Annotated in this window: 26 protein-coding genes and 1 tRNA gene; 10 read left to right on the top strand and 17 right to left on the bottom strand. The window is 69.8% G+C overall.

The features are described from left to right. Positions 1 to 53: 53 nt before the first annotated feature. Both GZ64_RS0115440 and GZ64_RS0115435 read right to left on the bottom strand, forming a co-directional pair. Positions 54 to 833 carry an ABC transporter permease gene (locus tag GZ64_RS0115440; protein ID WP_029267438.1) on the bottom strand — a complete coding sequence of 260 codons (780 nt, stop codon included), beginning with the start codon at positions 831 to 833 and terminating at the stop codon, positions 54 to 56. Next, positions 830 to 1882, bottom strand: coding sequence for an ABC transporter ATP-binding protein (locus GZ64_RS0115435; protein ID WP_036331642.1), 1053 nt, complete (start codon positions 1880 to 1882; stop codon positions 830 to 832). Before GZ64_RS0115435 ends, GZ64_RS0115440 begins: the two co-directional genes overlap by 4 nt. A 63-nt stretch (positions 1883 to 1945) precedes the next feature. Between GZ64_RS0115435 and GZ64_RS0115430 the strand changes: the two genes are divergently transcribed. Next, positions 1946 to 2932: a helix-turn-helix transcriptional regulator gene (locus GZ64_RS0115430; protein ID WP_029267435.1), complete on the top strand. Its 987-nt coding sequence runs from the start codon at positions 1946 to 1948 to the stop codon at positions 2930 to 2932. Positions 2933 to 3019: 87 nt separating this feature from the next. Beyond that, positions 3020 to 3095: transfer RNA gene (locus tag GZ64_RS19895), tRNA-Met, on the top strand. Positions 3096 to 3202: 107 nt separating this feature from the next. Here GZ64_RS19895 and GZ64_RS0115425 read toward each other — a convergent pair. The 8 genes from GZ64_RS0115425 to GZ64_RS0115390 all read right to left on the bottom strand — a co-directional run bounded on the left by GZ64_RS0115425 (position 3203) and on the right by GZ64_RS0115390 (position 12621). After that, entirely contained in the window at positions 3203 to 4093 is an 891-nt protein-coding gene (locus GZ64_RS0115425; RefSeq protein WP_029267434.1) for a siderophore-interacting protein, read from the bottom strand. Next, entirely contained in the window at positions 4090 to 5922 is a 1833-nt protein-coding gene (locus tag GZ64_RS0115420; protein ID WP_051668088.1) for an ABC transporter ATP-binding protein, read from the bottom strand. The genes GZ64_RS0115425 and GZ64_RS0115420 overlap by 4 nt, the downstream gene beginning before the upstream one ends. Next, positions 5915 to 7552, bottom strand: a complete 1638-nt coding sequence (locus tag GZ64_RS0115415; RefSeq protein ID WP_036271721.1) for an ABC transporter transmembrane domain-containing protein — start codon at positions 7550 to 7552, stop codon at positions 5915 to 5917. The genes GZ64_RS0115420 and GZ64_RS0115415 overlap by 8 nt, the downstream gene beginning before the upstream one ends. Further along, on the bottom strand, positions 7549 to 8337 hold the full coding sequence (locus GZ64_RS0115410; RefSeq protein ID WP_029260026.1) for an ABC transporter ATP-binding protein: 789 nt from the start codon (positions 8335 to 8337) through the stop codon (positions 7549 to 7551). The genes GZ64_RS0115415 and GZ64_RS0115410 overlap by 4 nt, the downstream gene beginning before the upstream one ends. Before the next feature lie 11 nt (positions 8338 to 8348). Continuing rightward, the gene (locus tag GZ64_RS0115405) at positions 8349 to 9452 is read right to left on the bottom strand and encodes a FecCD family ABC transporter permease (protein ID WP_029260027.1); all 1104 of its coding nucleotides are present in this window, start codon (positions 9450 to 9452) and stop codon (positions 8349 to 8351) included. After that, complete coding sequence (locus GZ64_RS0115400; RefSeq protein ID WP_029260028.1) at positions 9449 to 10522, bottom strand: FecCD family ABC transporter permease; 1074 nt, start codon at positions 10520 to 10522, stop codon at positions 9449 to 9451. The genes GZ64_RS0115405 and GZ64_RS0115400 overlap by 4 nt, the downstream gene beginning before the upstream one ends. 8 nt (positions 10523 to 10530) lie before the next feature. Further along, positions 10531 to 11592, bottom strand: a complete 1062-nt coding sequence (locus GZ64_RS0115395; RefSeq protein ID WP_029260029.1) for an iron-siderophore ABC transporter substrate-binding protein — start codon at positions 11590 to 11592, stop codon at positions 10531 to 10533. A gap of 186 nt (positions 11593 to 11778) precedes the next feature. After that, positions 11779 to 12621, bottom strand: a complete 843-nt coding sequence (locus GZ64_RS0115390; protein ID WP_029267430.1) for a helix-turn-helix transcriptional regulator — start codon at positions 12619 to 12621, stop codon at positions 11779 to 11781. A gap of 109 nt (positions 12622 to 12730) precedes the next feature. On the opposite strand from GZ64_RS0115390, the gene arfB reads away from it, so the two are divergent. After that, positions 12731 to 13171 (top strand): alternative ribosome rescue aminoacyl-tRNA hydrolase ArfB, encoded by a 441-nt coding sequence (gene arfB, locus GZ64_RS0115385; protein ID WP_029267427.1) that lies wholly within the window; start codon positions 12731 to 12733, stop codon positions 13169 to 13171. Between the two features lie 15 nt (positions 13172 to 13186). Here arfB and GZ64_RS0115380 read toward each other — a convergent pair whose 3' ends face one another. Then, positions 13187 to 13792 (bottom strand): TetR/AcrR family transcriptional regulator, encoded by a 606-nt coding sequence (locus GZ64_RS0115380; RefSeq protein WP_029267425.1) that lies wholly within the window; start codon positions 13790 to 13792, stop codon positions 13187 to 13189. Positions 13793 to 13862: 70 nt separating this feature from the next. On the opposite strand from GZ64_RS0115380, the gene tet(42) reads away from it, so the two are divergent. After that, on the top strand, positions 13863 to 15149 hold the full coding sequence (gene tet(42), locus GZ64_RS0115375; protein WP_231479911.1) for a tetracycline efflux MFS transporter Tet(42): 1287 nt from the start codon (positions 13863 to 13865) through the stop codon (positions 15147 to 15149). Between the two features lie 3 nt (positions 15150 to 15152). Here tet(42) and GZ64_RS0115370 read toward each other — a convergent pair whose 3' ends face one another. The 5 genes from GZ64_RS0115370 to GZ64_RS0115350 all read right to left on the bottom strand — a co-directional run bounded on the left by GZ64_RS0115370 (position 15153) and on the right by GZ64_RS0115350 (position 20241). Continuing rightward, positions 15153 to 15968, bottom strand: a complete 816-nt coding sequence (locus GZ64_RS0115370) for a nucleotidyltransferase domain-containing protein (protein WP_029267421.1) — start codon at positions 15966 to 15968, stop codon at positions 15153 to 15155. 96 nt (positions 15969 to 16064) lie between these two features. Beyond that, positions 16065 to 18140 (bottom strand): bifunctional lysylphosphatidylglycerol flippase/synthetase MprF, encoded by a 2076-nt coding sequence (locus GZ64_RS0115365; protein WP_029260034.1) that lies wholly within the window; start codon positions 18138 to 18140, stop codon positions 16065 to 16067. A gap of 45 nt (positions 18141 to 18185) precedes the next feature. Further along, entirely contained in the window at positions 18186 to 18998 is an 813-nt protein-coding gene (locus GZ64_RS0115360; RefSeq protein ID WP_029260035.1) for a tyrosine-protein phosphatase, read from the bottom strand. A gap of 90 nt (positions 18999 to 19088) precedes the next feature. Beyond that, positions 19089 to 19742 carry a DsbA family protein gene (locus GZ64_RS0115355; RefSeq protein WP_029260036.1) on the bottom strand — a complete coding sequence of 218 codons (654 nt, stop codon included), beginning with the start codon at positions 19740 to 19742 and terminating at the stop codon, positions 19089 to 19091. Between the two features lie 73 nt (positions 19743 to 19815). Then, positions 19816 to 20241, bottom strand: a complete 426-nt coding sequence (locus tag GZ64_RS0115350) for a hypothetical protein (RefSeq protein WP_021201146.1) — start codon at positions 20239 to 20241, stop codon at positions 19816 to 19818. A 75-nt stretch (positions 20242 to 20316) separates the two neighbouring features. Between GZ64_RS0115350 and GZ64_RS0115345 the strand changes: the two genes are divergently transcribed. From GZ64_RS0115345 to GZ64_RS0115335, 3 genes are read left to right on the top strand one after another with little or no spacing between them, the layout of a single operon-like run. Further along, complete coding sequence (locus tag GZ64_RS0115345; protein WP_021201145.1) at positions 20317 to 20667, top strand: PLD nuclease N-terminal domain-containing protein; 351 nt, start codon at positions 20317 to 20319, stop codon at positions 20665 to 20667. A gap of 14 nt (positions 20668 to 20681) precedes the next feature. After that, complete coding sequence (gene menD, locus GZ64_RS0115340) at positions 20682 to 22331, top strand: 2-succinyl-5-enolpyruvyl-6-hydroxy-3-cyclohexene-1-carboxylic-acid synthase (protein WP_051668168.1); 1650 nt, start codon at positions 20682 to 20684, stop codon at positions 22329 to 22331. Positions 22332 to 22347: 16 nt separating this feature from the next. Beyond that, complete coding sequence (locus GZ64_RS0115335; protein ID WP_029267413.1) at positions 22348 to 23190, top strand: polyphosphate kinase 2 family protein; 843 nt, start codon at positions 22348 to 22350, stop codon at positions 23188 to 23190. Positions 23191 to 23205: 15 nt separating this feature from the next. Here GZ64_RS0115335 and GZ64_RS0115330 read toward each other — a convergent pair whose 3' ends face one another. Beyond that, positions 23206 to 24459 carry an isochorismate synthase gene (locus tag GZ64_RS0115330; protein ID WP_029267411.1) on the bottom strand — a complete coding sequence of 418 codons (1254 nt, stop codon included), beginning with the start codon at positions 24457 to 24459 and terminating at the stop codon, positions 23206 to 23208. Positions 24460 to 24515: 56 nt separating this feature from the next. On the opposite strand from GZ64_RS0115330, the gene GZ64_RS0115325 reads away from it, so the two are divergent. From GZ64_RS0115325 to GZ64_RS0115315, 3 genes are read left to right on the top strand one after another with little or no spacing between them, the layout of a single operon-like run. Then, positions 24516 to 25079 (top strand): hypothetical protein, encoded by a 564-nt coding sequence (locus GZ64_RS0115325; protein WP_021201141.1) that lies wholly within the window; start codon positions 24516 to 24518, stop codon positions 25077 to 25079. Further along, positions 25076 to 25795 carry a class I SAM-dependent methyltransferase gene (locus tag GZ64_RS0115320; protein ID WP_029258220.1) on the top strand — a complete coding sequence of 240 codons (720 nt, stop codon included), beginning with the start codon at positions 25076 to 25078 and terminating at the stop codon, positions 25793 to 25795. The genes GZ64_RS0115325 and GZ64_RS0115320 overlap by 4 nt, the downstream gene beginning before the upstream one ends. A 46-nt stretch (positions 25796 to 25841) precedes the next feature. Further along, complete coding sequence (locus GZ64_RS0115315; RefSeq protein ID WP_021201139.1) at positions 25842 to 26903, top strand: polyprenyl synthetase family protein; 1062 nt, start codon at positions 25842 to 25844, stop codon at positions 26901 to 26903. The last annotated feature ends 61 nt before the right edge of the window (positions 26904 to 26964 follow it).

Genomic DNA, 26964 nt, shown 5'->3' with positions numbered 1-26964 from the left:
CGCCACTGCGTCTGGGTTTCGGCATGCCCGCAGCGGCGCACCATCGGGCGCGGTCAGTTGCTGCGACGGATCGCGCGGACTCCGACGATCAGTCCGACGACCGCGACGGCGAGCGCCGAGACCCAGCCCCACAACACGGTGACATCGCCGAGGTCTCCCGCGAACAGGGCACGCTCGGCCTGGACGACCCAGTTGACCGGGTTGACCGAGGCGACGACCCGCATCCAGTCGGGCGCCGCGTCCAGGGGCAGCAGCATGCCGGAGAGGATCAGCAGCGGGAAGATCAGCGACTGCTGCACACCCCAGAACAGCCACTCCCGATCCTTCGTCGCAAGAGCCAGCGAGTACGACAGCGAGCCGAGACCCACCCCGAACACGGCCAGCAGTGCCAGGCCGATGAGCAGACCGGGGATGTCGGCCGCGAATCCGAACGGCCAGGCGATCAGCACGATCACCAGAGCCTGCACGACGATCGGTGCGATCTCCTTGAGGGCGCGTCCGACCAGCAGTGAGGACCGGGCGAGCGGGGCGACCAGAGTGCGCTCGTGCGAGCCGGTCATCATCTCGTACTGCAGGTTCGACCCGGTCGACCCGGTGCCGAACAGCACGATCATCACCAGCACGCCCGGCACGAACCACGCCAGCGTCTCACCGGCCGGCTGTCCGGAGTCGCCGATCAGCAGGGGCGCGAACAGCCCGAGGAAGATGAGCGGCTGCAGCAGGCTGAAGATCAGCGTGAACGGGTCGCGGAGCACGGGCTTGAGTTCGCGCGTCAGCACGTTCCGGGTGTCGCGCGCGAGGTTCGGGCGCACGAGGGTGTCGTTGACGGTCATGAGAGGACTCCTGTCGTGCGGTTCTCGGAGGCGGGGCTGTTCTCGGGGGCGCCGGGAGCGGATGCTTCGCCCGTGGCATCCGCTCCTTCTCCGGCATCGCGGAGGGTGCGGCCGGTGAGGGCGAGGAAGACGTCATCGAGCGTCGGCGGTACTCCTGTGGCCCGACGGACCAGGATCCCGGCGGCGTCGAGTTCGCGCACGATCACCGGGAGCAGCCGGTCGCCGTCCTGCACGGCGAGGGAGATCGATTGCCCGTCCGCGGTCACCGGCGCCGGGCTGAGACGGGCGACCACGGCGCGGGCGCTCGCCGCCTCGGCGGCATCCGCGAATCCGAAAGTGAGCACGTCGCCGGCAAGGGTCGCCTTGAGGGAGGCGGCGTCGTCGTCGGCGATGATCCGCCCCTTGTCCATCACCATCACCCGCTCGGCGTAGCGGTCGGCCTCTTCCAGATAGTGCGTGGTGAGGAAGACGGTCGTGCCGTGCTGCGTGCGCAGGTCGAGGATGTGCTCCCAGAGGTTGGCCCTGCTCTGCGGGTCGAGTCCGGTGGAGGGCTCGTCGAGGAAGATGAGGGGAGGTGCGTGCATGAGTCCGAGCGCGATGTCGAGTCGGCGCTTCTGTCCGCCGCTGAGCTGCTGCACACTGCGGGTCGCGAAGGACGAGAGATCGAGGGAGTCGATGAGCTCGTCCGCTCGCCGGGCGCTGTCCCGACGCGACATGCCGTAGAAGGCGCCCTGGCTGAGCAGCTCGTCGCGCACGCGCTGCGAGAAGCTGCCGCTCGTGAGCTGACCGACATACCCGATGCGTGCGCGTACCCCGGCCGCGTCGGAGCGGATGTCGTGGCCGACGACCCGCGCATGGCCGGAGGTGGGCGGGATGAGGGTGGTCAGCATCCGCAGAGTCGTCGATTTGCCGGCGCCGTTGGGACCGAGGAAGGCGACGAGCTCGCCGCGCACGGCGGTGAAGGAGACGTCGGTCACGGCGTGGACCGGCGTCTTCTTGACGGTGAAGACCTTGGTCAGGCCTTCGGTCTCGATGAGGGATTCGTTCATGGGAGCGAGCGTAAGAACCAATGCGGACAGATCCTGTCCGCGTATTCTGACAATCTGAGACGCATGACCGACACCACCTCCCGTGCTCTCGCTCTGCTCAACCTGCTGCAGACGCACCGGCACTGGCCGGGGACGGAACTCGCCACCCGGCTGGGGGTGACCGAGCGCACCGTGCGCCGCGACGTCGATCGGCTGCGCGAACTCGGCTATCGGGTCGAGTCGACGCCCGGTGCGGCCGGCGGATACCGGTTGGAGGCGGGGAGCGCCGTGCCTCCGCTGCTGCTCAACGACGACGAGGCGGTGACCATGGCGATCGGACTCCGCGTCGCCGCCACGCAGCAGCTGGTCGGCGGACCCGACGTGACGCTCACGGCTCTTGCGAAGCTGGAGCAGGTGCTTCCATCGGCGCTGCGGCAACGGGTGAACGCGCTCGCCGCATCGGTGCAGGCGCCGCGCATCGGAGAAGGGCCGGTGGTCTCACCCGAGGTGCTCGGGGAGATCGCGCTCGCCACCCGCGACACCGAGCGGCTGCGGCTGCGCTACGTCGACGGGGAAGGGCGCGAGAGCGTGCGCCGCGTCGAGCCGCATGCCCTCGCGCCCGCCGGGCGCAAGTGGTTCCTGTTGTGCTGGGACCTCGATCGCGACGACTGGCGCACGTTCCGCGTCGACCGCATCGCCGCGGTCGAGCACACTCGCGTGCTGTTCACACGGCGCGAGATCACCGAGGACGAGATCGAGGAGCGCGTGCTCGTCGCCTCGTCGTGGTCGCCGCAGAAGGTCGAGGCGGCCGCCGTGATGGAGCTGCCGCTCGCCGAGATGCAGGAACAGTTCGGCCCGTGGTGGCAGGGCGCGACCGCTGTGGGCGAAGACCGCACGCGCTGGCCCGTCGGCGGCTCGGACTGGCGCGAAGCCATGTACGGACTGCTCTGGATCCCCGAGGGCGTCGAGTACACGGTGGCCCTGTCTGAGCCGCATCGCAGCGAGCTGCGGGAGGCCGTCGGACGCCTGCTGCGCGCCCTCGACGCCCCGGAGCCCGATGACGCCGGGTGACGAAGAGGCGTCATCCGCAGACTCATAGGGTTATCCCAGGCAACCATCCTGGCGGGGAAGATCACGGCCGGGTAACGTCAGTCCCATCGCGGCGATCCGGGCGGTCCCGGGCCTCAGTTCATACCTGAAGGCGTTGCGGGTTCGACTCCCGCCGTCGCGTCCATTTGAAGCCATCTCACCCGTTCCGGTCGCAGTTGCTGCCGCCTCGACGCACGCAGAACGGCAGGAACTGCGACCGGAACACGACGGGGTTCCCGGGGAGGATCCGCCTCACAGCCCCAACTGGTCCAGTCTCTCCTCGAAGCGCACCTGCACGTCCTCCGGCTCATCCCCCTCGGACTCGGCCCAGATCGCGTCCAACTCCTTCTGCACCGACTCGGGCAGGGCGGCGAACTTCTCGTCCCAGGCCGCGACCGGCGTCCAGTAGCCGACGACTTTGAACCGGGTCGCGGGCAGGCCGAGCTCCTTGCGCAGGTACTTGCGCACGTCGCGCAGCGCCACGGTCTCGCCGGCCACCCACACGTAGCCCTCGTCGAGCGGGAGCCGGTCGTCGACGATGCCGCGCACGAGCGGACCGAGCGCACTGGGACCGTGGCCGTTGCCGCCGACCACCCAGGTGACCTCGACGTCGGCGCCCACCTCGAGAGCGACGCGGTCCGCCTCGCTCGGCACTTCGAGCACGACCCTCGTGCGCACGCCCTCCGGGGCCTCGGCGATGATGCGCGCCACGGCCGGAAGTCCGGTGAGATCGGCGACGAGCACCTGCCAGGTGATGCCCTCCGGCGGCGAGTACAGGCCCGTCGGGGAGTTGAAGCCGAGTACGTGCCCCGGCTCCGCCCGCGCGGCCCAGGGGCCCGCGACACCTGCCTCGTGGATCACGAAGTCGATGTCGAGTTCGCCGGCATCCGGGCGCACGCCGCTGATCGTATAGGTGCGCATCGGGGCCTCGGGTGCACCCTCGGGCGTCTCCCACCAGTCGCCCGCCGGTACGGGCAATGAGACATCCTTGGGGTCTTCGCCGTGCGGGAAGAACACCCGCACGTACTCGTCGCCGATGCCGGTGCTGAGGAAGTCGGCGACCCCCTCGCCGCCGAGCGTGACGCGGACCAGGGTCGGGGTGAGGGTGGTCGTGCTGCTGACGATGCCGCGGTGGATGCTCACGGAGTCTCCGTCTCTGTAGGGCGAATCTCTTGGGTGGGGGATGGGTCGGTGGGGGATGGCTCGGTGCGGGTGGATGTGCTGCGGGTCTGGGCGAGCCAGGAGTCGCGGTAGAGCCCCTCGGTCGCGAGGAGCTCTTCATGCGTGCCGCGCTGCGTCATCCGTCCGTCGGCGAAGACGACGATCTGCTCGGCGGTCACTGCCTGCTGCAGTCGGTGGGCGATGAGCACCGCCGTGCGTCCCTCCCGCAGTGCCGCGATCGCGTCTTCGACGGCTTCGCGGTGGTGGAGCCCCACGTCTGCGGTGGCCTCGTCGAGGATCACCACATCCGGGTCGGCGAGGAAGGCGCGGGCGACCGCAAGCTGCTGGATGCGCCCCTCGTCGAGCGGTACGACGGAATCGGCGGACGAGCTCTCGCCCTCTGCGGACTCCTCACGACGCATCGCCTCGACCGCCCACTGCGCCCCGACCGCCCGCAGCGCCGCCGCCATCTCGTCGCCGCTCGCTTCGGGGGCGACGAGGCGCAGGTTGTCGGCGATGCTGCCCCGGAAGTGGTGCAGCTCCTGCGACAGGTAGTACGGGGCGTCTGTGCGGGACGCCAGGTGCACGCTTCCCGACGTCGGCGGGTGATGTCCGGCGATGACGCGCGCCAGCGTGCTCTTGCCCGACCCCGAGGTGCCCACCAGCGCCGCCGTGGTGCCGGGGTCGACCCGCAGGGTCACGCCGCTGATCCCCCGGCCGGTGGTGGGGTAGTGGAACGTCACGTCCCGCACCTCGATGCCCGCGGATGCCGGTGGTGCAGCTTCCGTCTCCGGGCTCTGGGCGGCCGGCGCGGGCGCGAGATCGATGACCCCGACGAGTCGCGCGAGACCGATGGCTGCCCGCTGGATGTCGTCGAGTCCGAAGATCAGCTGTCCGACCGGGCCGAACAGGCGATGGAACAGCAGCGCAGCAGTGGTGACCGCGCCTACCGTGACAGCGCCGGCGGACTGCAGCAGGAATCCGGCGCCGAGGATCGCGGCCAGCCCGACGAGCTCACCGCCGTTGATCCAGCGGAACAGGCGATTCGTCACCCGCACGCCCTCGATCTGCATGTGGATCGACGCCACCGCGCGCTCGCGCACCCGCTCGAGAGCGGGCTCCTGCTCGTTGAACGCGGTGAGGGTCTCGATGCCCTCCACGGCGTCGAGCACGGCCTGGCTGCGCGCGGCCTCGCGCACCCGTACCTCGCGGAACACCACGCGGGACTTCCGCAGAAAAGCGCGCGTACCGAGGATGTAGAACGGCGCGGAGGCGAGGCCCGCAAGCGCCAGCCAGGGATCCAGAGCGGTCAGCGCGACCACCGAGACGCCGATCGCGAACCCCGCGGACAGCAGGGTCGGAGCGACGTTCCCTCCGGCTTCGGCAACGGCATCGACGTCGCCGGTCACGCGGGAGAGCAGATCGGCGCTCTCTCCGTCGTCGACCGCGCTGACGGGCAGCCGCATCGCCGAGGCGAACACGTCTTCACGCAGGCTCGCGAGCATGTCCTGCACCAAGCCGGTGAGCACGCGCACGGCCCACAGCATCACCACAGCGGCACCGATGGCGCCCAGACCCGCACCGGCGACCCACCCGGCGATGGTCGCGAAGCCCGCGTCGGACGACACGGCATCGACGATGCGCCCCAGGCACGCGGGCATCACGATCCCGAGAGCGGATGCCGCGAGGAACAGCGCGGCGACAGCGGCGGTACGACCGGGATGCTGTCGCAGCAACCCACCCACGACGGCCCGCACACGGGAGCCGGAGGCGATCGGGAGCAGCGCGGCGGTCGAGGTCGAGTCACTCATGGCGTGTATCCGATCCTTCGGAGGGAAGCTCGACGACCCGGTCGCAGGCTCCGAGCAGCACCGGCGAGGTGGTGATCACGATCACGGTCTCGGTGTGCTCTGCAAGGGCGCGGGCGATGTGCGCCTCTGTGATGGCGTCGACGGCCGAGGTGGGCTCGTCGAGCACGAGCACGTCGGCCTCCGCGTGCAGGGCTCGGGCGATGCCGATGCGCTGGCGCTGTCCGCCCGAGAGGCGTCGCCCGGCCTCTCCTACCTCTGACTCCCACCCTCCGACCTGCACCACGGTGTCGTGCAGCGCCGCCATCTCGATGAAGGGCGCGTGCGGCTGGTCCTCCACGCCGTGACCGCGCACGGCCTCGCGCAGGGAGCCGCTCACGATCGTCTGCCCGTGGGGCGGGGCTACCACGCGCCGGCGATACTCGACCGGGTCGAGGTCGGTCAGGTCGTGCAATTCGCCGTCGATCGCGAGCGCGACCCGGCCGCGGTCGGGTCGGGTGCGCAGACCGAGCAGACGCGAGAGGGCGCGGGCCGTGTCGCTGTCGGCGGGACGGATGCCGAGCAGTTCGCGCTCGCGCACCTCGACGGGCGCGGAGGCGGATCCCGCGCGGAAGGTCAGGACGACGTCCTCCGCCGGTCGTGCCGGGGCGGCCGCCGCGACGGGCGCATCGAGCAGGTCGTCGGCGTCGATCACCTCGGCGAGTCGCTTGGCCGAGGCGAGCTTGTGGATCCAGTTCGAGGGGAAGGAGCCCGCATACGCGAGGTAGCCGCTGATGAACTGGGCGAGCCCGAGCACCGTGACCAGCTCGCCGATGCTGATGCGGCCCTCGGAGGCGAACCAGGCCGACATACCCGCCAGCGCGGTGGTCGCGATCGCGGCCAGCGTTGCGCTCACCGCCTCGTATGACGCGAGGGATCGGCCGGCCGCCGTGGCGGCGCGTCGAGAGGTGTCGCTCGCGGCGATGTAGCGGCGCACGGCCTCCTCGCGGGCGCCGATGCCCACGAGCACCCGGAATCCGCTCATGAAGTCGGCGGCGACCGCCCCGGCCTCGGTGGCCGCCTGCTGCTCGACGAGGCCACGGCGTTCCAGCGGGCGCGACACGACCTGCATCACGAACATCATCGCGATGGTCGAGCCGAATACGACGAGCGTCGCGACGGGCGAGATCACCAGCATCGCGAGACCGGCTCCGAGGATCGCGGCGATCGTGGAGCACTGCTGCGCGACCGACCAGGCGACGCCGGCGACCCGATAGGTGTCCGACGTGACGAAGGTGAGGGCCTCACCGGGGGTCACCGTGCGGCGGGAGAGCCGCGGTCGCAGCATCCGGGAGAGCGTGAGGTGGCGCAGCGCCTGCTCGCCGTAGCCGTAGATCGACACCATGAGGCGGGACGCCGACTGGTAGCTCAGGGTCAGGACGAGGAACGTGCCGACCAGCACGCCGAGCCAGAGCGCGAGAGCTGCGGGGTCGGCGGGGAGCACGGCGCGGTCGATCGTCGCGCCGATGATCACGGGGATCGTCGCCTCGGCGAGCGCATGCACGATGAGCAGCGCGGTCGCTCCGGCGAGGGCGATGCCACGCCCCTCCGACTTCAGCGCGATCCCGAAGAGCCTCCGCGGCGTGGGCGTCACGGTGTCCGCCGACCGAGCGGGAGCACCAGCGGCGTCCCGGAGACGGGGTCGGTGATCACACGACACCGAAGGTCGTACACGGCGTGTACGAGCTCGGCCGTGATGATCGCGCGCGGATCGCCCTGCGCCACGATGGCCCCGTCGCGCATCGCCACGAGGTGCGTCGCGTAACGGGCCGCATGGTTGAGGTCGTGCAACACGGCGACGAGCGTGGTGCCGCTGCGGTGCAGGTCGGCGAACAGCTCCATCAGGTCGATCTGGTGCGCGATGTCGAGGAAGGTCGTCGGCTCGTCGAGCAGCAGATGCGTGGTCTGCTGGGCGAGGGCCATGGCCACCCAGACGCGCTGCCGCTGCCCACCGGAGAGCTCGTCGACCAGGCGCCGCGACAGATCGGTGACCCCGGTCGCGGCCATGGCCTCGGACACGGCGCGTTCGTCGGCGCTGCTCCACGTGCGCAGGGCGCTCTGGTGCGGGAACCGCCCGCGACCGACGAGATCGGCGACCGTGATGCCGTCGGGGGCGAGGGACGACTGCGGGAGCAGACCCAGCTTGCGGGCGACCTCCTTCGGCTTGAGCGAACGCAGTTCGTCGCCGTCGAGCAGCACGGCGCCGGTGGTCGGGCGCAGCAGCCGGGCGAATCCGCGCAGCAGGGTCGACTTGCCGCACGCGTTGGGTCCGATGATGATCGTGAACGAGTTGTCGGGAACCTCGAGAGTGAGGTCGGAGATGATCGGGGTGTCCCCGTAGCCCAGCGTGATGTCGCGGGCCCGCAGCGAAGCGGTCATGGGTGTTCCTTTCAGGTGCGGCGCGCGTACTGGGCAGCGAGCAGCCAGGCGAGATAGAGGCCGCCGACCGACACCGTCACGACGCCGACCGGCACAGCGACGAGCTGGGCCACGGCGTCCGACACCACGACGAGGGCGGCGCCGGTCAGCATCACGGGCACCGTGCCCATCGGGGTGTTCGAGCGGGTGAGGCGCTGCGAGATCTGCGGGGCCGCGAGGGCGATGAAGGAGATGGGGCCGGCCGCGGCGGTCACCAGCGCGACCAGGGCGACGCCGAACACCATCGCTGCGAGACGGGTGCGACCGGGACTGATGCCGAGGGCGGTCGCCGCGTCGTCGCCCATCTCGAGCACGGGAAGCGTGCGGGCGAGGGGGAGGGAGAGCAGGGTCACGATCGCGAACACGATCGCCGCCGGGATCAGCTGGTCGAAGCCGAGCGAGGCGATCGAGCCCGCACCCCAGGTCGCCGCCATCATGGCCTTCTCGACGCTGACCGAGATCAGGATCCACGAGGTGAGGGATCCGAGTCCCGCCGAGACGCCGATGCCGACGATGATGAGCCGGAACGACGACATCGTGTTCTTGCTGGCGAGCACGTAGACGAGCAGCGCGGTGAACAGGCCTCCGACGAGCGCACCCGCCGCCTTGAACATGTAGGTGTTCAGCTCGAAGACGATCATGACCAGCGTCACACCGAACTGTGCGCCGATGCCGAAGCCGATGATGTCGGGGGAGCCGAGCGGATTGCGGGTGAGGGACTGGAAGATGCCGCCGGCGAGCGCGAGGGCTGCTCCGCACAGCACCGCGAACAGCACGCGCGGCAGGCGCCATTCGAACACCACCTGGCGGATGTCGGGGTCGGATGCGGGGTCGAAGATCGCTCGGATGACGGCCGCGAAGTCGACCTCGTAGGCGCCGAGAGTCATGGAGAACAGGCCCGCGCCGATGATCACGACGACCAGCAGGAGGCTGACGACGACGGATCGCACCGGGATGAGCGCGGCGATCCGCGCGGTCTCGATCCGGAACAGGCGGCGTCCGTGATCGACCGGCACGAACGCGGCAGGCGCGGCGTCTGCGCGGGGTGCAGCGACGGGCTTCTGGTCGATGCTCACAGGCCGCTCACCCGCTTGCGACGCACGAGCATGATCAGGATCGGGGCTCCGAGGAGGGCCGTGACGATGCCGACGCGCATCTCCCCGTTCGGGAGCACGATGCGGCCGAGGATGTCGGCGAACAGCAGGAAGGCGGGGCCGATGATCATCGAGTACCCGAGCACCCAGCGCTGGTCGGGGCCGGTGAACCAGCGGACGACGTGCGGGATCATGAGCCCGACGAAGGCGATGGGTCCGGCGGCGGCGACGCTGGTTCCGGCCAGCAGGGTGACGGCGATGATGACGAGGATGCGAGTCACGCGCACACGTGCACCGAGGGCCTGCGCCAGGTCGTCGCCGAGGGCCAGGGCGTTCAGGGAGCGCGCGCACAGGAGTCCGATCAGGAGACCGGCGACGATCAGAGGCACGGCCCAGGTGAGCTGGTCGAGGGTGCGTCCACCGATCGAGCCGACGCCCCAGAACCGCATCACCTGCAGGGTGCTGTGGTCGCGCAGCACGATCGCGGTGGTGAAGCCGGTGAAGGCCGCGCCGAGGGCGACGCCGGCGAGGGTGAGCTTCATGGGGGTCGCCCCCGAGGCTCCGAACGAGCCCAGTATGTAGACGAGCATGGTGAGGACGAAGGCTCCGCCGAGGGCGAAGGGCACGTAGGCGCCGGGGGCGGTGAGGCCGAGCACACCGACGGCGAACGTGACGGCGAAGGATGCACCGGCGTTCACACCGAGGATGCCGGGGTCGGCCAGCGGGTTGCGGGTGAAGGCCTGGATCAGGCCGCCGCACACCGCGAGAGCGGCACCCACGACGATGCCGAGCAGGGTGCGCGGCACACGCAGCTCCATGACCATGAGGTGCAGCGGGTTCTCGTCGTCGTAGGAGAAGAGGGACTGCAGCACGGTGACGGGGTCGATCGCGCGGGCACCGACGGCGAGCGAGGCGATGGCGGCGATGGCCAGCACCACGACCGAGATGACCAGTCCCGCCACGAGCGTCCCGTTACGGTGCGGGGAGTCGACTGCACGACTCCCCGCACCCGTGTTCGAGACGTCCGTGCCGTCATCCGTCGCCAGGGACATCTCTCGGATCACTTGCCGGTGATGGTGGGCTCGCCCTGGAGTGCCCCGGCGAGGTCGTCGACGTACGTCGGCAGGATGTACTTCAGCGAGAGCACGGTGGGCGCGCTGATGGCCGAGGCCTCGGCGTCGTCGGCGTAGATCACGTACGAGCCGTTGGCGATCGGGTTCCAGCGCGACACGACCTTGTTCTCGACCGTGTACGTGCCCTCGTCGGCGCTGCCGCCCCAGGCCGCGAACAGATCGGCCTCCACGTCGTAGAGGTTCTCGAGGCTGACGCCGGTGTACCAGTTGTCGCCCTCCGCGGTCTGGAGGAAGGTGTCCATCGCCGGGGTCGAGGTGAATCCGAGGGCCTCGGTGATGCGCACGCGGGGGTCGTACTCGAGGTAGACGCCGAGGTCGGTGCCGCCCTCGTTCAGGGTCAGACCCCAGACGAAGGTCTTGTCCTCGAACTCGGGGTGCTCGCCGGCCAGGGTGGTGATCTGCTTCTCGGTCTCGGCGATCAGCTCATCGGCCTTGTCCTCCTCGGACAGTGCCTTGCCGACCGTGCGGGTCATGTCCTCCCAGGTTCCCGGGTTCCAGGGGCCTTCGATGTAGGGGACGGTCGGGGCGATCTCGGTCAGGCGCTCGTACTCGATGTCGGAGACGCCGGAGTAGAGGCTCAGGATCAGGTCGGGCTTGAGCTCCTTGATGGCCTCGTAGTTGGGGCCGTCCTCGAGGAAGGGGATGATCTCGGGGGTCTCGCCGTACTCCTCGGTGACATAGTCCTCGAACCAGGGCTGGTAGCCGCTGTCGCCTGCACCCCAGACCTCCTCCATGCCGACGGGGTTGGTGCCGAGGGCGGCGACGATGTCGGCCGTCATCCAGCCGAGGGTGACGATGCGCTGCGGCTTCTCGGGGATCACGGTCTTGCCGTGGCCGTGCTCGATGACCACGCCGTCCGTTGCGGTGGAGGCGGAACTCGATTCTTCGGGGGTGGACGAGCACCCGGCGAGGGTGAGGGCGGCGGCGACGGCCGCGGCGACGAGGGCCGAGCCTCGGCGGATCTTCGGGCGCGCAGAAGCGAGCGACATGGTTCTCCTTCGGGAAGGGGGGAGGGTGTTGCCGCGTCGACGCGGCGAGAAGTTAGGTAAGCATGCCCTAACAGAACGATGCTAGAACGCGGATCCTGCGCTCAGTGTCGCGGGAGCGACGACTTGTATCGCGGAACCGACAACGACGGTCGGATTCGCCGTCAGGGGATCAGGATCGCCCCGAGGTCACCGCCAGTACAGCTGGTGCGCCGCGTCGGCCTGCACGCGCGCCACGTGCTGCCGGGGAGTGAGTCCGAAGCGCTCCTTGAACGCGGCGGAGAAGGCGCTCGTCGTGGCGTAGCCGCAGCGGTGCGCGGCCGCACCGATCGGAGTGCCGTCGACGATCAGGCGCGCCCCGAGGGTCATCCGCACGCCGGTGCGCCACCGCCCGAAGCTCATGCCGACGTCGTTCTGGAAGATGCGCAGGACCGTACGCTCGTGGAGCCCGTGCGCGAGGAACAGCTCGATCGCACTGCGGGGGTCGCCGGGGTCGGCGAGAACGGCCTGCACGAGCGGGGCGACCCGCTCATCCGCCGGCATCGGCACCTCGCCCCATTCGCTCGCGGCCTCGGGAAGCGGCTGCTGCAGCATCTCGATGAGCACCGACTGGATGCGCACGCGCAGGTCGGTGGGCATGTCGTTGATGCCGAGGTGGAGCAGCATCTCCTGCACCGCGCGCGGCACCAGCACCCGTGTGATGTCGTCGATCGGGGCGATCAGCGATGAGTCGGGGATGTACGTGTAGCAGCCGGTCGAGTCGGGTTCGTGATGGGCCGTGTGCGGGGTGCGTGCGGGGATCCACACGCCCTGACCGGGAGCGAGGCGCCACCTCGTGTCCTGCAGGTGCACCCACACCGTGCCGCGATAGCACCAGGCCAGCATCGGGTCGGCGTGGCTGTGCGGAGGGGAGAGCGGGCGGGTGCCGGTGTCCTCGGCGGTGACGACGCCGGTGCCCATCAGATACGGCTCGTTCACGGTCGACGGATACGACGGGCTCGCTGCCCAGTCGTCCTGCCGGTATGAGTTCATTCGTGCTCCGCATGAGGCGGCGCCGACTGCTCGGGAAAACAGGTCCTGCCGCCCTCGCCATGCTATCCGGGTGAGGCGCGATGGCCCCGCGAGGCCCGATGATGGACACATGCCTTCCGCCCATCGCCCCGGTCTGCGGGTCTCGTCGGGTCTCACGATCCCCGAGGCTGAGTTGTCGTGGCGCTTCTCGCGGTCATCCGGGCCGGGGGGACAGGGCGTCAACACCGCGGATTCCCGCGCTGAACTGGTCTGGGATGCGGCGAACTCCGCGGTGCTCTCACCGCATCAGCGCGAGAGGCTGCTCGACCGACTGAGCGCTCGCCTGGTCGATGGAGTGCTGACGATCGCCGCGTCCGAGCACCGTGCCCAGTTGCGCAACAGGGATGCGGCGCGGGAGCGGCTCGTCGCCCTCGTCGCAGAGGCTCTGCGCCCGCCGGCACCACCGCGACGGCCGACGAAGCCGAGTCGGGGGTCGAAGGAGCGCCGACTGAAGGCCAAGCAACGGCGCACCGACGTCAAGAGTCTTCGCCGGCGCCCTCGCGACGACTGACCCGGCGCCGGAGAATCACCTGGCGAGACGCTCTTCGACAGGGTCCCAGCCACTCGCGAGCACCCGGAATCCCGCGTCCACCGTCTCGAGTGGATCTTCGCTGTCGTTGATCAGCAGTTGCATCTGCAGGACGAATCGGGCGTAGACGCGGATCTCGGCGACCGGCTCGGCGAGCCCGAGCTCGTCGGCGATGGCCGCGGCGAGGGCATCCTCGTGTCGGAGCCACATCTTCGCGGCATAATCGCGCAGGGCGGGTGTCTCGTTGAGGAAGCGCATGAACACGCGGGTGACGTCATCACCGTGCTCGTCGAAGTTCGCCCTGATCTCGGCGGCGAAGAAGTCGTGGATCGCGCGGTTGATCGTGCGTCCTGCGGGCCGGTCGCGCACGGCCGAGACCAGACGGTCGCGTTGTTCGTCGTCCTCGTCGAAGACGAGAGCCTCCTTCTGCGGGAAGTGCGCGAACACGGTCGTAGGGGAGACGTCCGCCGCATCGGCGACCTCGCGGATGCTGACGTTGTCGAAGCCGCGCTCGAGGAACATCATCGTCGCGACGTCGGAGATCGCCTTGCGGGTCGCGGCCTTCTTGCGCTCGCGGCGTCCGAGGGGCTCTGAGTTCGTCATGACCGCAGTCTATCGTGGACCGACTACAAACCTGGCTTGACACCAAAACTGGTATCGATACACTTTCGGTATGACTTCACCCAACGTCCTCACGCGACGGGATCAGAACCGCGCGTGGATCATGCTCATCGTGCTCACGATGCTCACCGTCATCGGTATGACGGTCGTCCTTCCCGTCCTGCCCTTCGTCGTGCTGCAATACGTCTCGCACGAGAGCGACCTCGCCATCTGGGTGGGCGTGCTCGAGGCCGTCAACGGCCTCTGCGCCTTCCTGGTCGCCCCCTTCCTCGGCCGGCTCTCCGACCGCTTCGGTCGTCGACCCGTCATCATCGTCGCCGCGTTCGGCGCCGCATTCTCGATGGCGCTGTTCGGCATCGGCGGTGCGATCTGGGTCCTCGCGCTCGCGCGCATGATCCAAGGCCTGACCGCGGGAGATCTCCCCGCCCTCTTCGCCTACCTCGCCGACATCACCCCGCCGGAACAGCGGGCGAAACGCTTCGGTCTCCTCGGCGCTCTCACGGGAATCGGCACCATGGTCGGCCCGGGGATCGGCGGTCTGCTCGCCGCGGTGAGCATTCAGCTCCCCGTCTTCCTCACCTCCGCCGTCGCCCTCACGATCGCGATCCTCAGCATCTTCCTGCTTCCGGAGAGCCTCAAGCCCGGCAATCGCATCAGCGCCATCCGGCTGCGTGACGTGCAGCCGTTCGCGGTCTTCAAAGAGGCGTTCGGGCGCAAGGAGCTGCGCGGACTGATGATCGGCTTCGGTCTGCTCGCCCTGCCGTTCGGCTTCTTCGTGAACAACTTCAGCGTCCTCGCGCTGGACTCCATCCAGTGGGGGCCGACGCAGATCGGACTCCTGACCGCGGCCGTCGGCATCATCGACATCCTCATCCAGGGTGTGCTGCTCGGCATCCTGCTCCCGCGCATCGGTGAGCGCGGCGTGATCATCAGCGGCATCGTCGCGCAGATGGTCGGTCTCGCGGCGCTCGCCATCGTCGCGTCGATCTTCGCCCAGCCGTGGGTGTTCATCGTCGGTGCGCTCATGCTCGCTGCCGGCCAGGGAGCATCCCAGGCGGCGATGGACGGTGCCATGTCGAACGCGGTGGGCGACGACGAGCAGGGCTGGCTCGGCGGAGCGACGCAGTCACTGAACGCGGCCATGGGCACGGCCGCCCCGCTCATCGCGGGGGCGCTCTACGCGCTGGTCAGCCACGCCGCCCCGTACTGGCTCGGTGTCGCACTGATGATCGTCGCCGTGATCGTGGTCAGCCGTGCACACATCGCGAACACCGCGAAGCGCCCGGTCACCGATGGTGTGGGAGCGACTCCGGTCGAAGCCGTCGAGACCGTCGGCTGAGCATCAGGTTGCGGGAGCTGCCGGACGCGGCAGCTCCCGCAACCGCGTGATCGAGGCGAGCAACTCCTCCGGCGTCGTGCCGAGATTCCCGAGTGCCAGTGCCGCCGACGCGCTGAATCCCGCCGAGTCGATCGGGAGGCGTGCCACGTTCGGCACCAGCCCCTTCTCGTTCGTCACCCAGTTCCCGGCGGCGGCGTGCCAGGCGTGCGCGGTCAGCATGGCCGTCGTGGTTCCGCAGAGGGAGACGTATGCGACGTCTCCCGCCTTCGCGCCCTTCACGGCCGCGTTCAGCAGGAAGTCGACCTGCCCGAGGCTCGTGAGGAACGCCTCGCGCAGCGCCGCGGGATAGGGGGTGACGCTCCGTGCCAGACCGACCAGGAGTCCCTCCGGATCGCGAAGCGGCACGCTGGTGGCCACCTCGCCCGCATAGGCGACATCGAGGAAGCCGAGGGGGTGACCCGGTTGGGTGTGGAAGGCGAACTCGCCGCGGACGGCGCGAGCGCATTGCTCTCCGACGCGGGTGACGTCGCGGAAGATGAGGTCGACCGGCACGCCGTCGACGATCAGCCAGGCGCCGCCGTCGACCCAGGGTCCCCATCCGCCGCGCTCGGCGACCTCGACGGGTTCGCCCGTCCACCCGCTCGCCACGCGCGCGATACCGGCGCGGTCGACATCCGAGTCCACGTAGAGCCCCAGATCGTTGTCGGAGTCGGGTCGGTGCGTCCCGCGGGCGCGACTGCCGCCCAATGCGACGGCACGCACGCCGGGAACCCGGCTCAGTTCGTCGGCCATCGAGCGGAGGCGGTCTTCATCGAGCACGACACCGATCGTACTCACTTGGTCTCACGCCGTCGGAGAACAGACGCCATCCGGAGATCGACCCACCCGACGCGTTCTCGGACGGCGTGGGCTCCGTCAGTCCTTCCCGCCCCGCACGAGTTCGAGCCCGGCACCCGCGAACTGGCGCAGCGTCGCATCCGGCAGGAACGCCCGCGTGAGTGCTCCACCGATGCGGGTGAGGTCGCTCTCGTCGCGGAAGAGGAGATACATGGTCTCGTACCGGGGGTGGAACTTCTGCTTGAACCGATGCAGCGACCCGAAGCCGTACACCGGTTCCAGCGCATCGGCCAGCCGGTCGCTGAGAGCGGCGATCATCCCGGCGTCCGGCGGGTAGTCGTGGGCGAGGGGCGCGCCGGAGAGCGACATGATCTGCGCGCCCTCCTCGGCGAACTGCTTGGCCGAGGAGCCGATCAGATACTCCATGACGGGCCCGAAACCGCCTTCGCGGCGACGCATGAGGTCGAGGGTCCAGCCCCGCACCGCACCGTCGTCGCCGTACACCGGCAGCCAGGAGAGGAAACCGTCGACATCGCCGTTGGGAGCGAGCGCCAGGGCGAGCCTCACCTCCGGATCCTCGGCCTCGTCGAGGGTGCCGAGGGTGAAGCGCATCTCGGGCAGGTCCTTGTCTCCGACCCAGGCCTCCGAGATCGCTCTGAGCTGCTGCTGCACACCCCACGGCTCCGCTTTGAGGTGCGTCATGCGGAAGGTCATCTCCTCGCGACCGGCCTTGTTCAGTGAGGTGCGCACCGAGTTCCAGCGCTTGCCCGTGAACTCCAGCCCCGGCAGGTCGACGATCGTGTCGTCGGCCACGACGATGCTGCGCCAGGTCGAGGGGACGGCCGCCCGCGTGGCCTCATCCGCACTGAAGAAGCAGGGAACGAGGCCGGCGAGCTCCACGGCGTGGATGAAATCGTTCACGGCTTCTGCGCGTGTCTCCGCAGGGCCGATCGGGTCGGCCAGGGCCAGGGCGACGCCGTTGCGACGCTGGTACGCGACGATGCCGCCGGCCACCCGGGCATAGCTGTTGCCCTCCCAGGTGGTCATCCACGAGAGCGTCCCGCCGCCATGAGTGCGCAGCTCGCGCTTCATGTCATCGACGTTCGGAGCGGGCTGGATGCCCAGCTTGGCGCGGCGCTTGGCTCGGAACGCGCGTCGCACCCACACCAGGTACACGAGCATGATGAGCCACAGGAAGCCGTTGGCCATCGCGAGCTCGGTCTCACCGTCCCAGCGCAGATCGAGCTCCGCCTGGCTCGTGATGATGATGAGGGTGAGCACCAGCGCGGCGCCCGAGACGTTGAACAGGCCGAGCAGGATCGCGAGCACCCACGCGAAGCGCCGCCCGCGACGGAGCCCGTTCACGAGCACGAGGATCACGACGAGGTCGATCGCGAGGTCGATGAATCCTCCCGACGCGGGATCGGTCGGTCCGAAGGGTCCGTCCGTGGGCAGGAAGGTCGTGATGATCTCGACGGCGCCCAGGACGAGGATCGCCACCACGGCGATCAGCCGCTGCTCGCGGACCGTCGTGTGCCGCACCCGCAGCGATCGGTCGACGACGAGGATCAGCAGCACCGCGAGCAGGTGCTCGAGGTCGGCGACCTTGCCCCAGAAGAGCATCGCGATGAACACGAAGCCGAGCAGGATGAGCCAGCCGCGCACCCGCCACGGCGGACGGAACAGGCCGACCGCGGCGGCGATGCACGCCATGGTGCCGCCCGATGCTCCCACGTCGAGCGCCTGGGCCTGCTCCGCCGCCCACGCCCACGGGAACTGCGAGAGCACGTACAGCAGCAGGGCGGTGGCGAAGATCGCGAACAGCTGACCGAGCCAGTAGTAGGCGAGCGCCACGCGCGATCCGCGACGGAACTCCAGGTAACCCATACCCCAGAAGCCTGCGATCGTGAACAGGTACACCCAGGGCTGGTTCACGAAGAACGTGCCGGTCAGGGGCGTCCACCACTTGCCGTCGGCGAGGTTCGGGAGCCCGTAGGCGACTGTCTGGAAGAGTGCGGTGTCCTCGAACGGCGCCCAGAGGCCGCTCCAGACGACCCCCACCGCGATGATCAGCAGCACCATCGTCAGCGTCGCCGGAATGCGCCGGACGACGGCCATCACCGGATGGGGAGAGGGGGAGTGCTCCTCGGTCATGCGCTCAGCGTAGCGAGGGCTGCGTCCGCACGGGCGCGGGCACTCCTACTCCCCGCGAAGCACTCGACGAAGGTCGGCGATCTCGTCGTCGGTCAGACCGCCGCTTCGCAGATAGCCCGCGACGTCGCCGTGGTTGTCGTCGATCCAGTCCATCGCAGCCTCGATGGCGGATGCCGGAGCCTCGGTCGCGAGCGTCTTCAGGGCCGGCGTGAGGGGGACGCCGAGCGAGGTGATCAGTGCGGTGAGGGCTTCGGCGAAACCCCGCGCCAGATTCTTCTCCGTCTGCGTGTAGTCCTCGACGATCGCCTCGCGAGGTGCTTCGGCGACGAGCAGCAGGATCGCGGCGGCGAGCCCCGTGCGGTCCTTGCCCGCAGTGCAGTGGAACAGCACGCCGGGTCGTTCGGTGCGCGAGGCTTCGAGCACCGTCCGCGCGATGGTCGCGAACGGGGTGGCGCTGGCCGCCAGGATCGAGACGTACAGCTCCTCCAACGTCGGCACCTGCTTCAGCACCTCGGCGACCTGGGTCACCGAGAGTCCCGCTCCGTTGGCTGCAGGGAGCAGCTGCTTCACCATCTCGTCCATCGCGCCGCCCTGCATGGGCAGAGTCAGGAGCGTCACGCTGCCGTCGTCGGGCAGGCGATCCGCGGCGCGTGCGCGTTCGCCCTCGGTGCGCAGATCGATCACGGTGCCGATGCGGAGGTCGGCCAGCGCCTGCATCCCCTCGTCGGTCAGCGCGGCGAGCGCGTCCGATCGGAAGAGCAGACCGGAGGCGAGCGTGCCGCCGCCCGAGGTCGGGATCCCGGCGAGTTCGCGGGCGTTGTGGGTCGTCTGCAAGGCGGTCGTGATGTCGATGGTCATTCTGGCCCTCTCCTGGGTATGCGGCCAGAATATCGGTGCGGCGGGACCGCGCGGCTTCGACACGGAAGCCGCGCGATCCGCCTTTCCATGTCAGCCGTTCACGGCCTTCTCGATGGCCTGTTCGAGGTCATCCCACTCCTGCAACACGATCTTCTCGCCGTCGATGAAGAACGTCGGCGTGCTGTTCACCCCGAGCTTCTCGCCGTCGGCCTTGTCGGACTGCACGCGCTCCGCGGTGGCCGGGTCGGCGATCGCGGCATCGTACGCGCCCATGTCGAGCCCGAGATCCTGGGCGAACCCGCGGAACACCTCGGGGGTCTCCTCGGGCTGCTCGCCCCACTGCGCCTGCGTCTCGAACAGACGGCGGTACATGTCCTCGAAGCGGTCCTGCTGCCCGGCGGCCTCGGCGGCCAGCGCGGCCTGGGTGGAGTTGATGTGCCCGGGCAGGGGGAAGTAGCGGACGACATACGTGATCTCGCCGTCGTACTTCTCCCTGAGGTCTTCGACGACGGGGTAGAACGCCCCGCACGCCTCGCACTCGAAGTCGAGGAACTCGACCACGGTCACGGCGCCCTCGCCCCCGTCGTCGAGCACATGGGAATCGGTGCGGACGGTCTGCTGCGGCTCTCCGCCCTCCGCGGGCGCGGCGGGTTGCTGTTGGCTGATCGCGAAGACGATTCCGGCGATCAGCAGGACGATGGCGACGGCAATGGCGATCAGGGTCGCTTTGACAGAGTTCTTCATGGGGTCTCCAGACACACGGGTACGACGAGGGAAGGGTGCCGCTTTCGGGCGGCTCGATGCGCGCGTCGGCGGGTCAGGTGCGGGAGATGGAGAGCTGCGTGAGAGTCAGGGCGGGGACGAAAGCGCGCGGACCCGCGCGACTCGGCGACACCGTGCGCGGGGCGCGGGTGCCGAGCGGCCGGGTGCCCCCGGCGAGCCGGCGGAACAGCAGGACCAGCGCGACGCCGCCGAGCACCGCGAGCAGGCAGATCCCGACACCGGAGCTGAGCACGTCGATCGTGGGCGCTGCCGCCGGGTCACCTGCCGTCGGGGCGGCAGCCGTCGACTCCGAGACGCCGGAGGCGAGACACAGCGTCGCATGCACATCGGCCGAACCCCGCGAGGTCGACCAGGCGCCGACCACGAGTAGGAGCGCGAGGCCGACGGCGGTGATCACCCGGGCGATCAGCATCCGCTCGGCCCGCGCTCGCGGCATCGGATCCGGCGATGAGGGCAGCATTTCCCGCGCAGTCTAGCAACGGCGCCTCTGTCCTCCCCGGGGCCGGGGAAGCCGTGGCGCGCCTACACTGGAGGGGTGGCGAGACTACTGATCGTCGGCGGCTTCCTCGCCGCCGTGTTCTGGGTGTTCAGCATCGTCGACTGCGCAGTGCAGCCGGCGACGCGGCACCGCGGTGTGTCCAAGCCCGTCTGGATCCTGATCGTGGTGCTCCTTCCCGTGATCGGAGGCATCCTCTGGTTCGTGATCGGCCGTCGACGTGCGAACGATCCCGGGGTCCGTCCGGTCGTCGCGCCCGACGACGACCCGGCCTTCCTGCGCAGCATCAGCAAGACCGAGCAGGATGCGCGCATCCGCCGCCTCGAAGAGGAGCTCGCCCGTCTGGACGAGGAGACCGACGAGCCTCCCGCCACGGACCAGCGCCCGTGACCCCGTCGCCGGCCATGGATGCTGCGGCATCCCTGATCGCCGACCTCGTCGCCCAGGGCGTGCGCCACATCGTGGTGTCTCCGGGCTCACGCTCGCAGGCCCTCGCGCTCGCCGCGGTACGGGCCGCCGATGACGGACACGTCCGGGTGCACGTCCGGATCGACGAGCGGGTCGCCGGCTTCACGGCTCTCGGAATCGCCCGTGAGACGGGCGTGCCCGCCGCTGTGGTGTGCACCTCGGGAACGGCCGTCGCGAACCTGCTGCCCGCGGTGATGGAGGCCTTCCACTCCGGGGTGCCGCTGCTGCTGCTCACCGCCGACCGGCCGCCCGAGCTGCGCGGGGTCGGCGCCAACCAGGCGACGCTCCAGGACGGGCTCTTCCACCCGTGGGTGCGTGACCAGCTGGACGCTCCGGTGCCCGGGGATGGCGACTGGTCGGGACTCGCTGCGCAGGCCGTGGCCGCGGCGATGGGTGCTCGCGAGGTCGAGAGCGGCCTTCGCGGGATCTCCGGACCCGTGCATCTGAACCTTCCCTCCCGGGAACCGCTCTCGGGCGATCTGCCCTCGATCGCCATCACCCCGGGCGAGGCGCCGGAGGCTCTGAGAAGCACACCGTTCGAACTCGACCGCGGGCCGCGCACCGTCGTGGTCGCCGGGGCCGACGCCGGCCCCGATGCCGAGGAGATCGCGCACGCCGGCGGCTGGCCGCTGATCGCCGAGATCGTGAGCGGCGCGCGATTCGGACGCCAGATCGTGCACGGCTACCGTCGCCTGCTCGCGCGTGAGGATCTCGGCGGACGCGTCGAGCGGGTCGTCGTCCTCGGGCATCCGACACTCAGTCGTGAGGTCGCCGCACTCCTCTCGCGTCAGGATGTCGAGGTCGTGGCCGTCCACCGCGGCGGCGAGGAGCTGAACCTCAATCACCGTACGAGGGGGGTCGACGCCGTCGTCGTCGCTCCGGGCGTCGCGGATCGCAGCTGGCTCGGGGAGTGGATGCGAGCATCCGCGGCCGAGACCGTCGACCTGAGCGAGCGCGCCCCAGATCCGGAAGCGCTGGCGTCCTCCGATTTCGCGGCGCGCAGGCAAGCCGTGAGGGCCGAGCTCGACGCCGTCCGCCGTCCGCTCGATCGCGAGCTGCTCGTCGATGCCGTGTGGCGCGCCACCTGGCCGCACGACCGCCTGGTGTTCGGCTCCTCCCGGCTCGTCCGCGTCGCCGATCAGGTGCTCGGCGGCAAGAAGGTCCCCGTCCATGCCAACCGCGGTCTCGCCGGCATCGACGGCACGATCGCCACCGCGACCGGAGTCGCGATCGCGAGTCAGGCGGCCGGCGCCCCCGGCGTGACGCGGGTGCTGCTGGGCGACCTCGCCTTCCTGCACGACGTCGGCGCCCTGCTGCTGCCGCCTGACGAGACCGAGCCCCGGTTGCAGGTCGTCGTCGGCAACGACGGCGGGGGCACGATCTTCGACTCTCTCGAGGTCGCATCGTCAGCACGCCCCGGCGACCTCGATCGCGCCTTCTACACGCCGCACACGGTCCGCCTCGAGCACCTCGCTCTCGCGTACGGCTGGGAGTACCAGCGGGTCACCACCCGCACGGCACTGGATCAGGCCCTGACCTCGCCTCGTGGTGGACGTCAGATCATCGAGGTGCCACTGGCGCGTTGACTGGCAGGATGTGCGTATGAACGCGCACACCTGGACGCAGACGCTGCGAGTCGACGAGGGATTCCGTCTCGCCGACGTCGACCCCGAAGCCAAGCCCGGATACGACCACGGCAAGTCACGCGGGGTCTCCGACCTCGCAGCCGGGCTCACCGACCTCAATGTGCTGCAGGAACGGCTCTTCGCCGAGAGCCGGGCAGGGGTGGCGAAGGATGCGGTGCTGCTGGTGCTGCAGGCGATGGACTCGGCCGGCAAGGGCGGCATCGTGCGGCACGTCGTCGGCGGCGTCGACCCGCAGGGCGTCGCGCTCGCCGCGTTCAAGGCGCCGACGGCCGAGGAACGCGCGCACGACTTCCTCTGGCGCATCGAGAAGCGTCTGCCTGAACCGGGGTTCATCGGGGTGTTCGACCGCTCCCACTACGAGGATGTGCTGATCGGGCGTGTGCGCGAACTCGCCCCGCCGGACGAGATCGAGCGCCGCTACGACGCCATCAACGAGTTCGAGTCCCGGGTCGCGGCATCCGGCACCCGCATCGTCAAGGTCATGCTGCACATCTCACCGGAAGAGCAGAAGTCGCGGCTGATGGAGCGACTCGAGCGTCCGGACAAGCACTGGAAGTACAACCCCGGCGACGTGGACGAGCGGATGCTGTGGCCGCAGTACATGGAGGCGTACCAGGCCGTGTTCGATCGCACCTCGACCGAGGTGGCCCCGTGGCACGTGATCCCCGCGAACGCCAAGTGGTACGCCCGGCTGGCCGTGCAGGAACTGCTGCTCGCGGCCCTGGAAGACATCGACCCGCAGTGGCCACGTGCCGACTTCGATGTCGAGGCCGAGAAGAAGCGTCTCGCCGCCAGCTGAGCTCCCGGGGTGTGCTCAGGCGAGCGCGTCGACCAGAGGGCGGAACTTCACGCGCGTCTCGAGCAGTTCGCTCTCCGGGTCGGAGCCGGCGACGATTCCGGCGCCCGCGTAGGCCGTGACGCCGATCTCTCCCTGGCGCTCGGCGAACTGCGCGCAGCGCAGCGCGATCGCCCATTCGCCGTTGCCGGCGGCATCCACCCAGCCCACGGGGCCGGCATAGCGCCCGCGGTCGAAGGGTTCGAGCTCGCGGATCGCGTCGATCGCCGCCGGTGTCGGCGTGCCGGCGACGGCGGCGGTCGGATGCAGTGCCCGCACCAGGTCGAGCGCGCTCTCCCCATCGGCCAGCTCGCCCTCGACGTCGGTGGCCAGATGGAACAGATTCGGCAGCTTCAACAGGAAGGGCTGTTCGCTCGCCGCCAGCGCCCGGGTGTGGGATCGGAGCGAGGCGAGCACGCTCTGCACGGCGTACTGGTGTTCGTCGAGGTCTTTGACGCTCGACGCGAGGTGAGCGGATGCGGCGGTGTCGGCGTCGGCGTCCGCGCCACGGCCGATCGTTCCCGCCAGCACCCGTGCGGTGACGGTTCCGTCGTGCACGGTGACGAGCGTCTCCGGGCTCGCACCGATCAGCCCGTCGACGGCGAACGCCCACGTGTCGGGGTAGCCGGTCGAAAGGGCGCGCACGAGCCGACGCAGGTCGGAGCCTGCCGGGATGCTCCCGGTGAGGTCGCGGGCCAGCACGACCTTGCTCAGGTCTCCGTCGGCGATGCGGGCGAGGGCGCGGCGCACCGAATCCTGGTATCCCTGCGGGCTCTGCGCTCCGGGGCCGACGGTGCCGGCCCAGTGCGGGCCGTAAGGCTGGGTGACGAGCTCGTCACGGTCGTCCGGAGCGCCGGCGAGGCGGAGCGTGGTGCGCCAGAACCGGTCGCCGTGTCGCCCCACCACCTGCGTGGGCACCACGAGCACGCTGTCCGCGGCCGAGTCCTCGTCGAACGCGAATGCCCCGAAGGCCACGAGCCCCGTGCCCGGGAGGCCCATCGGGTCGGAGATCTCGGACTGCGCCGCCATGGTGCGCCAGGCAGCCGCGAGGGTCTCGACGCGTGACGTTCCCGCTTCGACCGCGGGACGGATCTCCGTGAGCGGTCGGCCGACGGCGACGATCCCGTCTCCGCGGCGCAGCCAGGCAAGAGGGCGGGCGGGGTCCGCGTAGGCCAGGAGGTCTTCGACCGGGTCGATCTCGCGGGTCTCCACGACCAGGTGGGTGGTGTGCACGTCTCCAGCCTATGCCGCTCAGGGCGCATGGATCCGCGTGGTCGTAGGGTGAGCGGATGAGCGACGCACGTCCCGCACCCGGCACCGAGATGGTCTTCCAATGGCGCAAATGGGATGGCTCGCCGCACTGGCGGCACGAGTGCGTCTATCTCGGCGCCGACGAGTGGGGCGACTGGATCGGGCAGCCCGTCGGATGGCACAGTGTGCGCCCCGGCGCCGAGTTCCACGCGGGCGGTCCGAACGTCACGCTGGTCCCGGCGAGCGGTGACCATGCGCTCACCGTCAATCGCCGTCACCGCAAGGGCATGCGCATCTACATCGATCTGGGGTGGGACATCCGCTGGTCCGATGATCCGCTGCTGGCGACCGGGATCGACATGGACCTCGACGTGGTGCGCGTGGAAGGGGAACGGGGAACGTGGGTCGACGACCGCGACGAATGGGCCGACCACAGTGCCCGTTACGGCTACCCGACCGATGTCATGGCGCATCTGGAAGCCCTCGCGCTCGACCTCGAGGAGCGGGTGCGGGCCCGGGTCGCGCCGTTCGACGATGCGACCGCCGATCCCTGGCTCGACCGCCTCGAAGCGCTGGGCCTCGCGCCTAGACTGAACTCGTGACCTCGAACGAGAAGAACCGCGCCGATCTCGGCAAGGACCCCGCCCGCGTCAGCGGCATGTTCGACCAGGTCGCCGCAGGGTACGACCGGACGAACACCGCGATGACCTTCGGCAACGACGTGCTGTGGCGTGCGGCGACCACCCGAGCGGTCGCTCCGAAGCCGGGGGAGCGGATCCTCGACCTGGGGGCGGGCACGGCCTCGTCGTCGGCGTCCCTTGCACGGAGCGGTGCCGAGGTGGTCGCGGCCGATTTCTCTCCCGGCATGCTCGCCGAGGGCGAGCGCCGGCACGGCGCCATGCGCAACCTGTCGTTCGTGCAGGCCGATGCCACGGATCTGCCGTTCCCGGATGCGACGTTCGACGCGGTCACGATGTCGTACGCGCTGCGCAACGTGAACGATCCGAAGAAGGCGCTGAGCGAGCTCTACCGCGTGACCAAGCCCGGAGGACGGCTCGTGATCAACGAGTTCTCGACCCCGCCGGGAAAGCTCTTCCGCAGCGCCTACCGCTTCTACAACGCCCAGGTGCTCCCGCGGGTGGCCCGCGTCGCCGGTACGAACGGCGACGCCTACGACTATCTGAACGAGTCGATCCGCGAGTGGCCGGACCAGAAGCGGCTCTCCGCCTGGATCCGCGAGGCGGGCTGGAGCGACGTCGCCTACCGCAATCTCTCGTTCGGCATCGTGGCCCTGCACAGAGCGCGCAAGCCGGAGTGAGTCTCTCGGGCGAAACCTCGACATCCGACGAAGGTAGGCTGAGAACGTGACTTCGAGCCCCATCGCCCCGGGTTCGCGACTGGCGAGCCGTCTCGGCTTCAGCGATCGCGTCTTCATCGGCCCTGCCGCCCGACGTGTCGCGCGCGCCATCGAAGACGGGCTGGAGCTGGTCGAGACCGGCCTGGCCGACGACGTCCGCGTCGCCGACCCGCTGGCCGACGCCGCCAGCCGTTACCTGTACGAGGCGGGCGGGAAGCGCATCCGTCCCGTGCTCACGCTCCTCGCCGCGCAGCTCGGCGACGGCAACACCACCGAGGTCATCGACGTCGCGAAGGCCCTCGAGATCACGCATCTCGGCTCGCTGTACCACGACGACGTGATGGACGGTGCCGACCGCCGCCGAGGGGTTCCCGCCGCTCATGCCGTGTGGGGCAACAACATCGCGATCCTCACGGGCGACATCCTGTTCTCCCGCGCCAGCCAGCTGATGTCGCGGCTGGGGGAGCGTGCCATCCGTCTCCAGGCCGACACGTTCGAGCGTCTGGTGCTCGGTCAGATGCACGAGACCCTGGGACCGCAGGACGGCGACGACCCGATCGAGTTCTACATCCAGGTGCTCGCCGACAAGACGGGCTCCCTGATCGCCGCGGCGACGCAGGGCGGGGTGATCTTCTCCAACGCTCCCTCGGAGTACGAGGAGCCGCTGCGCGTGTACGGCGAGAAGATCGGAGTCGCGTTCCAGCTGCTCGACGACGTGATCGACCTCTCCGCGAAGCCCGAGGAGACCGGCAAGGTGCCGGGCACCGACCTGCGCGCCGGCGTTCCGACGATGCCGTATCTGCTGCTCAAGGCGGAGGGGGACGAGGCGTCGATCGACCTCGCGGCGCGCATCGATGACGGCGTCGCCCTCATCGCCGACGGAGCGGACCCGGCCATCCTCGACGGCCCGTTGGACGAGTTGCGCGACCACGTCGTGACGCAGAAGACCCTCGAGCTCGCCCACGCGTGGACGCGCGACGCCGTCGACGCTCTCCGGCCTCTCCCGCGCGGAACCGTGCGCGAGGCGCTGACCCGATTCGCTGAGACCCTCGCCGAACGCTCCAGCTGACTCCGCGCTGCGGCCCTTCGGGCCGCGGGCACCGGCTGCGACGGCATACGAAAGGACCTCC

This window comes from Microbacterium sp. Cr-K32, from assembly GCF_000708345.1.
GTDB classification, from domain to species: Bacteria; Actinomycetota; Actinomycetes; order Actinomycetales; family Microbacteriaceae; genus Microbacterium; species Microbacterium maritypicum_A.
Note: the sequence above shows the minus strand (reverse complement) of the source record. Positions and strands in the feature narration are given on the sequence as shown.